Here is a 13,514-nt window from a genome sequence, read left to right as displayed (position 1 = left end):
CTGCGCATTTTTAACTACACAAGAGCGACAGTCTTATCCTGTTCTAGAAACGCCAGGTGCCTGTAACCCCCCAGGTTCTTGGAGCCTGATAACCGGCAAATACGGTTCCGAAAATCTCAGACACAGAAGCCACATTCAGTTCATCGGTAATGTTTTTACCCCAAACCTTTAGCTCCCATTGATCATCAGCACTGACAAAACCTACACTTGCATCCAATGTGTATTGATCATCAACCTCAGTTAACGGGTTGTTATCGTTGTCAAAGAAGAAATCGTCCTGCCAGCGATAATCCAAACGGATATTCGCAGCACCCATATCCGCAACATCCCACTCATAGACCGCTGAGATATTGTAAGTATTTTCCGGCGAGCGCTGAGTTTTGTTGCCATTCAGATTTTCACCATCGATATCCAGATCCGAAACAAACTCTGAATTCAGGAATCCATAACTGCCCGACAGGGTTAACCCTTCCATCGGCAAATAGACAACTTCCATTTCAACGCCTGACGCTTCCACATCGGCATTGGCAATTTTGTAGCTCGGCGGCGCAGATCCAGAGCGAACCAATTGCTGAATTTGCTGATCACTGTAGAAAACCATAAAGGCCGCAACGTTCAACTGCAACCGACGATCCAGCCATTCAGACTTCAAGCCCAACTCATAATTTTCTGCGAACTCTTCGTCAAAACCTTGCTGCACATCAGCAGGAGACAAGGACGCTTCACCATTCCAGCCGCCGCTTTTATAACCCTCGGAGTAGCTGGCATAGAGCAGTACATCATCGGCAGGACGATAGTTCACCGTCAACATTGTGGTGACAGCACCAAAGGTATCTTCATCCCCGGCCTTGTTGGTATCTTCGGTACCTGGATTCTGCCAGGGTGACTGGAAGGGCTCACCATTGAGGGGGATCCCCCAATGGGATGCCGTAAACTCTTTGTCATCCCGACTCCAGCGTAAGCCAGCGGTAAGACTCCACTGCTCATTGAAATCATAGGTTGCCTGACCAAAAACTGCAGTACTGTCTGTCGAGCTGTGCGTTGAATTGAAATCCTGACCTTCGAATACGTAGTACCATTCCGGGAAGTAGAAAACATAGTCGGCATTTTCCTGTCGACTGACATTCTCATGCAGGTAATAAGCTCCCAAGACCCAGCTCAGGTTCTCCCCGCTTGATGACAGACGAAACTCCTGGGAGAACTGCTCACTCTCTTCAGTTTTGTTCTGGATATACAAGTCATCGGGATTTTCGAACTCACTTTTACTGAAATCGTAGTAAGTGCCAGCCGAGTTTTCCAGAAAGTTGGATTCGTTCTCACGATAGGCTGTTAACGAAGTAAACGTCACATCATCGACATCCCATTCGATGCGCATTGTCGCGCCTTGAGCTTCAGCCTGCTCAACACCATCCACATTGTTGGGGCCTTTTCTCGGATCTGAATTTTTAAACGGCGCATTCCAATCAGAGACTATGCTCATGTCACGCCAGCGAGCGGTTGAATCGCTCTTGAATTGATCAACACTGAACAACACCCGCAAACTGTCGCTGGGATCCCAGGCAATCTGCGCACGAAAAGATTCATTATCAAGATCTTCCATGTCATTGCCGGTATAAGTGTTCTTTGCATACCCATCGCGCACACGCTTACTGGCAGACACACGCCCGGACAAGGTGTCGGTTAACGCACCATTCACATAGCCCCGCACTTCGCGCTGACTGTAATCTCCAAGCGTCCCTTCAACCATCGCGTCAAATTCTTGTGTCGGCTTTGCCGTGATATAACTGATCGCACCACCGACAACATTTTTGCCATAGAGTGTGCCTTGCGGGCCGCGCAGGATTTCTACTCGCTCCAGATCAAACAGGTCGGAAGTTGCTCCTGCGCCGCGAGACATATAGACTTCGTCAACAAACACACCAATGGCCCCTGCAGCCCCCGCACTCTCAATATCCGTACCGATGCCTCGCATAAAAATATCGGGCTCCGATGCACTGAACATATTGATCTGGAAACCCGGCACGCGCCCTCCCATATCATCAATGCTTTGAATACCTTTCTGGCGCATGCTTTCAGCACCCATGGCCGATACCGCCATGGGAATGTCTTGCAGGGACTCTTCCCGCTTACGGGCCGTTACCACAACTTCTTCGATGGCAAACCCACTGGATTGAGCCCATGCCGGCACCTGTACACCACTAATAGCAAGAGCAACACCCAAAGTTAAAGGCTTAAGCTGCCTTTGAAATTTCACGCTCATTATTGTCTCCTCCCTACTTTGCAGGGCATTTTTATCTGGCTGTATCACGACATCACATCGCAACAGGACCATGGTTTTTAGAAACTACTTGGATCATGTGAACAGAAGTAAACTACTGTTAAGTCCACCTTACGGCAGCCAGACATACAGGAAAAATAGAATTTTAAGCCTCTGCTATAGAGAAAAACATATAACAAAAAATCTGCACCAAAACGAAAAAATCCCCGACAGAAACAGACGAGGATTTTGAAAAAACGCACCACAATCATGCAGTTATCAAAGATAAAAATACTGCAGCCAAACCAATCGGCGCGACAAAACGCACCAACAATCGCCACAACTGATAACCAAGCCCATCCCCACCCAATTCCGAAGCAGTGATGCGCTTTGGCAACACCCACCCAACAAAAAGAGCCACAACAATGCTACACAGCGGCATCACCAATGTTGACGTCGTGTAATCAAAAACATCGAAGAATGTTTTACCCTCGAACAGAGAGATCATTCCGAGCGGATGGACATCCGACAGAACATTAAAAGACAACACTGACAGTAAGCCCAACACCCAGCTTAACCCGCCAGAGATTAACGCAGCGTTTCGTCGCGATATGGCCAGCTTTTCTTTTAGCCAGGCGACCGAACACTCCATCATGGAAATGGCCGATGTCAGAGCGGCAAAGAACAGCAACAGAAAAAACAGCGCACCAAAAAATCCGCCACCAGGCATCTGCCCAAACGCATAGGGCAACGCCATAAATACCAACCCCGGGCCACCGCTGGGACTCATGCCATAGGCAAAGATGATGGGAAAGATGGCCAGCCCGGCCAACAGTGCCACCAATGTGTCCGCTCCAATGATGCTTAGAGAAGACCGGGGGATGGAAGTTTGGCGATCCAGATAAGATCCATATGCCATCAGATTTGTGATGCCAACTCCAATAGAGAAGAAGGCCTGACCTATCGCCTCTACAACAACGTCACTGTCGACCTGAGAAAAGTCCGGAGTAAACAAAAATGTCCAGGCTGCGGTGAAATCACCCACAACAGCTGCGTACGCCACCATCCCCAGCAACATGATAAACAGTAGGGGCATAAGCACTTTGACAGCTGCTTCAATGCCTGATTTAACCCCTCGAGCAGAGACGAACACTGTCAACATTAAAAAACTGCTGGCCCACAAAAACAGCTCACTGGCACTGGCATTAAGTCCGTCAAACGTTGCCTGAATGTCATCGGCACTGGCACTGGAAAGATCACCTGCTGCCGATTTGAAAACATAAGCCAGTGTCCAGCCACCCACCACCGTATAAAAAGAAAAAATCAGGATTGCGGCGACCACACCGACCAGCCCCATCCAACGCCAGCGTGGTGACGCACCGGCTTCGCGGGCAACCGCCGCAATGGCATTGGGTGGACTTAACTGGCCGCGACGCCCCACTAAAAACTCGGAGATCAGGATAGGCAAAACCACACAGAGAATGGCCGCAATGTAAATGAAAACAAAGGCACCCCCACCATTGCTGCCAGCCGCATAAGGAAAGCGCCAGATATTGGCCAATCCAACTGCAGACCCGACTGCTGCCATAATAAAACCCAGCCGGGACGACCACTGTTCGTGTGCTTGTTGCATAGAAAACTCTTTACGTTTTTATTAGAGGTGAGATTACTGAGATATGGCTGCCGTAGCCCGACTAAGCAGTCCGATCAAGCAGTCCGATCAGGTAACCGCATGGCGACGATTGTATTCTGGTTGTTGCCAGATACTGTTTTTCATAATGTCACGCAGGGTTTCAACTGCATCGTAAACATCGGCGTAACTGACGTACAACGCAGAAAAACCAACCCGCAGTGTATCCGGCGCACGAAAATCACCAATCACACCTCGGGCTATCATCGCCTGCATAATGGCGTAACCCTGTTCGTGAGCAATGGCCACCTGACTGCCACGCAGCTCATTATCGGCAGGACTCACCACACGAAATTGATATTCCGCACAACGCTCATTCAACAAACGAATAAAGAGATCCCCTAACCTCTGCGATTTTTGACGCACCAAGTTCAAGTCTGCACGGGCAGAAATATCCAGCCCCACCTCTGTCATTGCCAGACTCACAATAGGTTGGGTACCACTGAGCATTTGGCTGATATTGTCCGCCGGAGTGTAATCTCGCTCAAATGCAAAAGGCGCTGCATGCCCCCACCAACCGGTCAACGGCTGCAGGGCTTTACCCTGATGACGCTTGGCCGTAAAAATAAACGCCGGACTTCCCGGGCCACCATTAAGGTATTTGTAGGTACAACCCACGGCAAAATCCGCATTGCAACCGTTTAGGTCAACTGGCATGGCGCCAGCACTGTGGCACAAATCCCAGATAGACAGAGCACCGCAAGCCTGCGTTCTTTCCGTGATGGCTTCCATATCGAGGATGCGTCCACTCTTGTAATGCACATGCGTCAGGCAAACTACCGCTACACTGTCGTCAATGGACTGCAAAATGTCTTCACCTTCGGCAAACACAATCTCGTGCTGGTCACCCAGCAGCTTGATCAATCCCTGAGCGGTGTAATTATCCGTGGGGAAATTGCTGCCTTCCATGACGATTTTTTTTCGATCCGGACAAGCCTTTTGCTGGACCGTCAATGCTGCTGACAGCACCTTGAACAGATTAATGCCTGTCGAGTCTGTCACTACCACCTCACCGGCCTCCGCTCCGATCAGTGGCGCCAGACGATCTCCCAGGCGTTGCGGCATGCTGAACCAGTCGTGTACGTTCCAGCTTTTGATGAGGTCCTTGCCCCACTCATTGATTACCGTCTGACGAGCCTGATCCAGGGCTTTTTTCGGCATGGCTCCCAGAGAATTTCCGTTCAGGTAAATGGTGTTCTCGGGCAGGTCGAACTCCTGGCGGAACGCGGCCAGAGGGTCATCCTGATCCAGGCGCTCACAGTCTTGTCGTGTTAATTGAGTCATAAATATTCCACACATTGATTGAGCCGGTTACTCACGGCATTACAGCCTGACTTTACGAGGATGTTAAGGCAGCACTGAGGGGTAGGAAAATAATATTATCAGAACAAGATATAACAAAATAAATATAACAAGAGAGATTAAGACTACAAAAAACATCACGCAATCACATGCCCCATTAAAAAGCCCGCCTTCATTACTGAAGGCGGGCTAGAGCATTGAGACTCATTCGAATGCAGCACAACTCATATGTGAGAGGTACTGCCCTCAGTCTCGCGAAGGCCAGGGTTTTTCCGGCGCATTAAAGCTAGGCTCTCCCAGAACCGGACTCGATAACGCATAAAAACCATGATTCGTGAACAACCAGAAGATATTGCGATCGTATTCGACATACACGCTGTGAGACAGATTGCCACGAGCATAACTGGCTACCCGTTCGGTGTTAAACGGCGGCACAAAATACGCGACGATTTCCGGGTTGTTAACATCACTGACATCAAATACCTGCAGACCGGCATTGTAGAAGTTGAAGGGCAGGATGCCGTCACGGGGGGTTCCCGGCTGGGTGTAATACCCGGTGCGCTTGGGACCAAAGCTGCCCCGACGCTGGCAGAAATCGCTGAAAGCGGCATCGGCTGGAGGTTTGGGGCGCGGCAGCACACCAACTTTAAAGGGCTTCTCGGGGTTGCTCACATCAATCATGTGAACGTCTTTGTAGGGTTCCCAGCAATCCTCATTCAGTGGATAGCCACTGAAATAGACAATGCCGGTCTTCTCAACTTGTGACACATCAATAAAATCACCCTCTGTACCGGCCACACTGGGCTCGAAATTCAAGTGACTCACAACTTTCATGTTGGCCGGATCGGAAATATCCACCACATAAAACCCCAATCCACCCATGGCTGCATAACCGTACTGGCCACCCTCCTCGACCGGCGTCGGGATAAACAAGGACATGCGCGCACCCATCCAGGAAGTGCGATTACCCGCGCGTGGATTGGCCTTGAAAGCAGCCTCACTCTCCGGGTCAAAAGCCACCTGTCCAGGCACCGTCAACTGATCGAGAAATTTGGGGTTTGAAGGATCCGACATATCCCAGGATTGGTAACCTGCAGAATAGAGATCATTGGGGTACTCTGTCAGTGCATAACTGGCATCCGGAGCGGCCGCGACAAACATGGTATCCCCACCAAAGTAAGCTGGAATATCGCGGACACCCGACCCTTGCTGCTCTCCTATTGGCGCATTCGGGTGTTTGTAATCGGTGGTACGCTCAGCCAGTAACTTCCAGTCCTTCGGCAGCGGACCGTTCATTTCATACACCTTAAAGCCTTTAAGATGAGGGGCCTTGCGAATTGCTTCCACCTTGTCCGGCTGGGTGCGTTTGTTTTTCAACAACCCAAAGCGACGTACTTCGTAGGCTTGCACCATGATGTACTTGCCCAGCTCTTTATTCCACTGAATCGAGGCGGCACCGAACATTTCATCATCGGCCATGGGGTTTTGCGCAACCTCATCAGGCCCGTTAGCACCCCATGTATGGCCTCGGGTCAACAGCAACTGCACATCTTTGGGATTGGTAATATCAAAAATTTTCAAATCCTGGCGAACGTATTGATAGAGGTAACGGCGACCATCGAAATCAACTATGTTTTGCCAGGTATGGAAAGGTTCGACCGTGATCGGGTAATAGGCTTCAACCTTCATGTTTTTGATGTACTGATTGGTATCCCAATAATCCAGAATGCCATCAAAAGGCTTGGGGTCATGAGAATCCCGGGTAGCAACCGGATGAGTAAACTCGCCGGTTTCCTGGTTCAGGCCATAGCTGCCCGGTTTGGGATCTGGCGGTGTCAGATCAGGACTTAAGCTGTCCGCTCGGGCCACCCATTTATCCTGGATACTGACTGCCTGCTGCCCATGATCATCAGCCTGGCCGTGTGACTCCTGCTGATTGGTCGCAGAGCAAGCCCCTAACAGAATGGAAAGGCCAACCGCTGCTGCCAACTTGCCAGCCACCGGCAGGGCTGTTGTTACCCGTTTCGTTTTCGTCATATCGATCCTCTCTATCATCGCTTTCAACGCTTATGACTTTCCGCCTGACTGACACTCACAGGTCGAACCAAGCACATGCCCCGATTCTATGAGAGGCAGCCATAGCTTAAAAATAATTTAAGCCAGCAAAGATATAACAAAAAGCATATACCTAAAGATTTGTACCGCTGGAAGTTTCAGCGCGGGCAAAGGTTATCAGGACCTGAAAAAGCCGAATCCTGATGATGAAGCAGATAAAGTTTGGTGTGAAACAATCACTGGCAGAGCGGCACTCAGGTAATCGTGCCGCTCCTGATGAAATGGAATTTAAAATTAAACCTCGGCCTCTACAATCTCGTAGCCGTGACTGACTTCAACACCGGCCGCCTCCATCATAATGGAAGCCGAGCAGTATTTGGTCGCAGACAACTCAACCGCTCGCTTTACCTGCGCCTCTTTGAGGTCGGTACCGGTGACGATGAAGTTCATTTTGATCCTGGTAAAGGGAGAAGGTACACCGTCCGCACGCTCTGCATCCAGCTCCACACGACAATCCTGCACCTTCTGACGCGTCTTCTTAAGGATACTCATCACATCAAAGGTCGCACAGCCCCCCATGCCCAACAGCAGCATTTCCATGGGTCGCACGCCCATATTGCGACCGCCGTGGTCCTCCGGACCATCCATGACAACCGAGTGGCCGCTGCCTGATTCACCCAGGAACATTGCGCCATCTACCCATTTAACCGTTGCCTTCATGAACTTTTCCTCTCATTTTGGCCTTTTGGACCATTCAGCAAACTTTCTAAAATAATTTGAGTCATAACTGGCCAGACAAGCCCTGCTGTTCGCGCCAGAAAACGGGGACGCAAGAGTACCACAAACTCCCCGCTGGTGCGGCTTCACACAATTGGCAAGACAAAGGAACTATCTGGGGTCCGATGAAGTCCGAACCAGGACTCAAAATCTGGACAGGGATCCGGGATCTGATCCCGCAAATTCAGTCACGCATATCTACAGTTTGTCGCCCGTCACTTATCAACGAGTTATAAGATAACTCGTTCACAAAGACGGTGAAGATCTGTAGACATCGCTGGCCAGAGTTGACGATTATAGCCATAATCAGCTTTACACTAAAAAAAGGGGCTGGGAATCGGGCGTCAAATACCGGTTTTTTGCGTGCCACCGGGTTGTTTCGCACGACAAATTAAAGCACCTGCCAACGCTAGACAGGCAGGCCTGCCTACTACCCCCCTCCTTTTGCAAGACTATGAGGACATTCAATTGGTTGCTGTTTCATTAACTCCCCACATCGATAATGTGGACGAATTTTTAAGTCATTGCCACCGCCGTCGCTATCCAGCCAAAAGCACGCTGATCTACGCGGGGGACAAGAGCGACTCCCTCTATTACATCATCAAGGGCTCCGTCACCGTCATTATTGAAGACGATGAAGGCCGCGAGATGATCGTTGCCTACCTCAACGATGGTGACTTCTTCGGGGAAATGGGTCTGTTTGACGAGCAGGATTCGCGCAGTGCCTGGGTACGCGCCAAAACCGAATGTGAAGTGGCCGAAATCAGCTACGGCAAGTTCCAGGAGCTGGGTGCCAAGCATCCCGAATTCCTGTTCGCGCTGGGCACCCAGATGGCCCGCCGTCTGCGCAACACCACCCGCAAGGTGGGCGACCTGGCCTTTCTGGATGTGACCGGTCGCGTTGCCCGGACACTGCTGGACCTGTGTAAAGAGCCGGATGCCATGACCCATCCGGATGGCATGCAGATTAAAATTACCCGTCAGGAGATCGGACGCATTGTGGGCTGTTCCCGCGAGATGGTCGGCCGGGTACTGAAAACCCTGGAGGATCAGGGACTGGTGTCGGTGAAAGGTAAAACCATGGTGGTGTTCGGCACCCGCTGACCCGAGCACAAAACACCAGACACAAAAAAGCCGGCTCTCTGCCGGCTTTTTTGTGAGTTGTTCTTGATGGGTCGAAAATTCAACCAATCAATTAAACATCTCCAGCAACTTCACGCCCGGATCGTCGGAGCGCATAAAGGTTTCTCCCACCAGAAACGCATTCACGTTGTGACCGCGCATGGCCATCACATCATCGATGGTCAGGATACCCGACTCAGTCACGACGATACGGTCTTCGCCGATACTGCCAAGCAACGCAAAAGTGTGGTCCAGGGACACTTCAAACGTATGCAGATTGCGGTTGTTAATCCCAATCAGCTTGTTTGGCAGCTTGAGTGCCAGCTCCAGTTCCTCGGCGTTATGCACTTCCACCAGCACATCCATGCCCAATTCGTGAGCCAGGGTATTGAGGCGCTCCATCTGCTCAAATTCCAGTACCGCGACAATCAGCAGAATGCAGTCAGCACCAATGGCGCGAGCTTCGTAGACCTGATATTCATCGACAATAAAATCCTTGCGAATCACCGGCAGTGAAGAGGCGCTACGCGCTTCTTGCAGATAGCAGTCGGCCCCCTGAAAAAAATCCACGTCGGTGAGTACAGACAAGCAGGCCGCACCGCCCTTTTCGTAGCTGATGGCAATCTCCGCCGGATAGAAATCTTCGCGAATCACGCCCTTGCTCGGCGACGCCTTTTTGATCTCAGCAATCACAGCCGCCTGACCGGCATTGATCTTGTTTTCGATAGAGCGAACAAAACCACGCGCCGGCGCCTGCTCTGACGCCAACCGCTTAAGCTCCTCAAGGGAGCGCGTCTGCTGCCGCTCAATGATCTCTTCGCGCTTACGTACGATGATTTTTTCTAAAACTGTGGGGATCTTGCTCATACATTTACCGAACACAGATGTGCCGGCCTCTTCTTTTCTTTTTGATGTTTGAAAGAATTCAAACCGAATTTATAAAGAACAACGACTGCCGAAAGGACTAGGCATTGTCTTTTTGATACCGGGTAAAGGCCGCCAGCTCCGCCATTTTCTCTTTGGCAAGACCACTGCCGATGGCATCTTCCGCCATGCTGATGCCTTCTTTCAGGCTCTCAGCGATACCGCTCACATAGATCGCTGCACCGGCATTCAACGCAATAATGTCAGCGGCTTTTTGTGCCCGCTTGTCACTGCGTTTACCCAGTGCATCCTGAATCAGTGCCAGCGACTCGTCGGCACTTTCCACAGTCAGGCCAACCAGTGACTGGGACTCGATGCCAAAATCTTCCGGCTGAATGCGATACACCTCGACCTTGCCGTCTTTCAGCTCGGCAACCGTGGTCGCCGTCGCCAGACTGATCTCATCCAGACCATCGTCGGCATGCACGACCAGAACATGTTCACTGCCCAAACGCCCCATAACCTCGGCCAGTGGCTTGCAAAGTGCGCCGTTAAATACACCGATCACCTGACGTTTGACGCCTGCCGGATTGGTCAACGGGCCGAGAATGTTAAACAGCGTGCGCTGACCGATTTCCTTACGCGGGCCAATGGCGTGCTTCATGGCGCTGTGGTGGGAAGGCGCAAACATAAAGCCCACCCCCAAGGCATTGACACAGGCAGCAACCTGCTCGGGAGTGATATCCAGCTGCACACCCGCTGCTTCCAGTAAGTCGGCACTGCCGGTGGAGCTGGAAACCGAGCGGTTGCCATGCTTGGCCACTTTCGCACCGGCAGCCGCCGCGACAAAGGTGGCCGCCGTGGAGACGTTAAACAGATTGGCGCCATCGCCGCCGGTGCCCACCAGATCGATCAGGTGATCACAGCCAAGATCCACCTTGGTGGCCAACTCACGCATAACAATCGCGGCACCGGTGATCTCATCAATGCTTTCGCTTTTCATCCGCAGCGCCACCAGCAGCGCACCGATCTGTGCGTCAGTGGCATTGCCAGTCATGACCTGACGCATGACCTGAGTCATTTCTTCCTGGGTCAGATCCTGACGTTCAATCAGCTTTCCGAGAGCTTCCTTGATGTCCATATTGTTTAACCCTCCAAAAAGTTGCGCAGCAGATCGTGGCCGTGTTCGGTAAGGATGGATTCCGGGTGAAACTGCACTCCTTCCACATCCAGTGTCTTGTGACGCACCCCCATGATCTCATCAATTTCGCCGTCCTCGGTTTGAGTCCAGGCGGTGATTTCCAGACAGTCCGGCAGACTCTCTTTTTCGATCACCAGCGAGTGGTAGCGGGTGGCTCGGTAAGGGTTGGTCAAACCGCGGAACACGCCTTTATCGGCGTGATAAATGGGAGACGTTTTGCCGTGCATCACTTCGCGGGCTCGCACCACCTTGCCACCGAAGGCCTGGCCGATGCTCTGGTGACCCAGACAAATACCCAACAACGGGATGCGTCCGGCAAAGGTTTCAATAGCAGCGACCGAAATACCGGCTTCGTTAGGCGTACAGGGGCCTGGAGACACCACAATTTTCTCCGGAGCCATGGCCTCGATATCGGCAATGGTCAGCTCGTCGTTGCGCACGACTTTCACATCGGCATTCAGCTCACCGAGATACTGCACCACGTTGTAGGTAAAGGAATCGTAGTTATCAATCATCAAAATCATGTGGGCGTTTCCTTTACTGGGCAGACTGTTCAGCCAGAGCAATGGCTCTGAACATGGCGCGGCGTTTGTTGATGGTTTCTTCCCACTCCAATGCGGGTACGGAGTCGGCCACAATGCCGCCACCGGCCTGGACGTGCAGTTCACCGTCCTTGATCACAGCTGTACGGATCGCAATGGCTGTGTCCATATTGCCGTTCCACGCCCAGTAACCTACAGCACCGCCGTAGACGCCGCGCTTCACCGGCTCCAGTTCGTCGATAATTTCCATGGCGCGAATCTTGGGCGCACCGGATAAAGTACCCGCCGGCAAAATCGCACGCAGGGCATCCATGGCATTGAGTTCAGGTTTCAGGTGTCCCTGTACGTTGGAGACAATGTGCATCACGTTAGAATAGCGCTCGATGACCATTTCTTCAGTGACCTGCACCTTGCCAATTTCCGCCACCCGACCGACATCGTTGCGGCCCAGATCGATCAGCATCAGGTGCTCGGCAATCTCTTTGGCGTCGGACAGCAGATCTTTCTCCAGCGCCAGATCCTCTTCCTCGGTTGCGCCACGGGGACGGGTGCCGGCAATAGGACGAACCGTCACCTCACCGTCTTCCAGCCTCACCAGCACTTCCGGCGAACTGCCCACCACATGGAAATCACCAAAATTGAACATGTACATATAGGGCGTGGGGTTCTGACTGCGCAGAGCCCGATAGAGATCGATGGGCTCAGCCTTGAAATCGACACTCATACGCTGGGAGGGCACCACCTGCATGCAGTCGCCAGCCAGAATGTATTCTTTCACCGAATCCACGGCGGCTTCATAGTCTTCGCGGGTAAAGCTCGCGCGATAATCCAGATCCATTTCAACCGGGGCGGTCAGGTCCAGCAGTTTGCGCGGCGAGAGCGGTTGACGCAGGTTGGCCAGCAATTGATCCAGACGGGCATTGGCCACTTCAAAGGCATCACCCTGTGCTGGGTCGGCCAGGACGACGGCGTGCAGCTTGCCGGCCAGGTTATCAAACACCACGACCTCTTCGGAGACCATCAGCAGAATGTCAGGCGTGCCCAGCATATCCGGGTTAACGCTCTTGGCCAGTCGCGGCTCCACATAGCGCACACAGTCGTACCCGAAGTAACCCACCAGCCCGCCATTAAAGCGCGGCAGATTGGGAATGTCAGGAATCCGATAACGGCCTTTAAACTCCTCCACGAACGCCAGAGGGTCTTCGCACTCGTGGCGCTCGGTTTCGACGCCATCGACCAGAATGGTGGCGGTGTGGCCATCGACCCTCAATACCGTGCGGGCAGGCAAGCCAATGATTGAGTAGCGCCCCCACTTTTCGCCGCCCTGCACCGATTCCAGCAGATAGGAATAGGCTCCATCAGCCAGTTTCAGGTAAGTGGATAACGGGGTTTCAAGATCGGCCAGCACTTCGCGCACCAGCGGAATAAAGTTATAGCCTTGCTTGGCCAACTCACGGAATTGCTCGGGAGACATGGTCAGTCCTTACGGGTAATCGGTCACAAATCGGGTCTGTTTTTCAACGGTTGGCTGTTCAGTGACTGGCCATCAGCCACAAGCCGGGGCGGGAACTCGCGCACGAGCCCACAGATGAACTACGGACGCCATCGTCCCCAGTGGAGGGTTGTGGTAACTGAGGGTGGTTTGTTCACGAAAACACCTAAGTCTGCGCTGTCTGTGAGGCTCAGGGCCCTTCACAGACGATC

The 13,514-nt window shown here is 52.1% G+C and carries 10 protein-coding genes; 1 reads left to right on the top strand and 9 read right to left on the bottom strand.

Features of this window, described 5'->3' with window-relative positions; all coding sequences use genetic code 11:
* Window positions 1-43 precede the first annotated feature (43 nt).
* From KOI40_RS04575 to KOI40_RS04555, 5 genes are all read right to left on the bottom strand, one after another.
* Window positions 44-2,260, bottom strand: a complete 2,217-nt coding sequence (locus KOI40_RS04575; protein ID WP_216096284.1) for a TonB-dependent receptor — start codon at window positions 2,258-2,260, stop codon at window positions 44-46.
* A 265-nt stretch (window positions 2,261-2,525) separates the two neighbouring features.
* Window positions 2,526-3,890 (bottom strand): sodium-dependent transporter, encoded by a 1,365-nt coding sequence (locus KOI40_RS04570; RefSeq protein ID WP_216096283.1) that lies wholly within the window; start codon window positions 3,888-3,890, stop codon window positions 2,526-2,528.
* Window positions 3,891-3,977: 87 nt separating this feature from the next.
* Window positions 3,978-5,231, bottom strand: a complete 1,254-nt coding sequence (gene kynU, locus KOI40_RS04565; protein ID WP_233710009.1) for a kynureninase — start codon at window positions 5,229-5,231, stop codon at window positions 3,978-3,980.
* A gap of 264 nt (window positions 5,232-5,495) precedes the next feature.
* On the bottom strand, window positions 5,496-7,286 hold the full coding sequence (locus tag KOI40_RS04560) for an LVIVD repeat-containing protein (RefSeq protein ID WP_216096281.1): 1,791 nt from the start codon (window positions 7,284-7,286) through the stop codon (window positions 5,496-5,498).
* Between the two features lie 312 nt (window positions 7,287-7,598).
* Window positions 7,599-8,024, bottom strand: a complete 426-nt coding sequence (locus tag KOI40_RS04555) for an OsmC family protein (RefSeq protein ID WP_216096280.1) — start codon at window positions 8,022-8,024, stop codon at window positions 7,599-7,601.
* Between the two features lie 525 nt (window positions 8,025-8,549).
* On the opposite strand from KOI40_RS04555, the gene crp reads away from it, so the two are divergent.
* A complete protein-coding gene (gene crp / locus KOI40_RS04550; RefSeq protein WP_216096279.1) occupies window positions 8,550-9,185 on the top strand; it encodes a cAMP-activated global transcriptional regulator CRP in 636 nt (211 codons plus the stop codon).
* A gap of 87 nt (window positions 9,186-9,272) precedes the next feature.
* Here crp and trpC read toward each other — a convergent pair whose 3' ends face one another.
* The 4 genes from trpC to trpE all read right to left on the bottom strand — a co-directional run bounded on the left by trpC (window position 9,273) and on the right by trpE (window position 13,284).
* The gene (gene trpC / locus KOI40_RS04545; RefSeq protein ID WP_216096278.1) at window positions 9,273-10,070 is read right to left on the bottom strand and encodes an indole-3-glycerol phosphate synthase TrpC; all 798 of its coding nucleotides are present in this window, start codon (window positions 10,068-10,070) and stop codon (window positions 9,273-9,275) included.
* A 97-nt stretch (window positions 10,071-10,167) separates the two neighbouring features.
* Window positions 10,168-11,208, bottom strand: a complete 1,041-nt coding sequence (gene trpD / locus KOI40_RS04540; protein ID WP_216096277.1) for an anthranilate phosphoribosyltransferase — start codon at window positions 11,206-11,208, stop codon at window positions 10,168-10,170.
* A 5-nt stretch (window positions 11,209-11,213) separates the two neighbouring features.
* Complete coding sequence (locus tag KOI40_RS04535; protein WP_216096276.1) at window positions 11,214-11,792, bottom strand: aminodeoxychorismate/anthranilate synthase component II; 579 nt, start codon at window positions 11,790-11,792, stop codon at window positions 11,214-11,216.
* Window positions 11,793-11,805: 13 nt separating this feature from the next.
* Window positions 11,806-13,284 carry an anthranilate synthase component I gene (trpE, locus tag KOI40_RS04530; RefSeq protein ID WP_216096275.1) on the bottom strand — a complete coding sequence of 493 codons (1,479 nt, stop codon included), beginning with the start codon at window positions 13,282-13,284 and terminating at the stop codon, window positions 11,806-11,808.
* Between the last annotated feature and the right edge of the window lie 230 nt (window positions 13,285-13,514).

Source organism: Pseudomaricurvus albidus (genome assembly GCF_018863235.1).
GTDB classification, from domain to species: Bacteria; Pseudomonadota; Gammaproteobacteria; order Pseudomonadales; family Cellvibrionaceae; genus Pseudomaricurvus; species Pseudomaricurvus albidus.
Note: the sequence above shows the minus strand (reverse complement) of the source record. Positions and strands in the feature narration are given on the sequence as shown.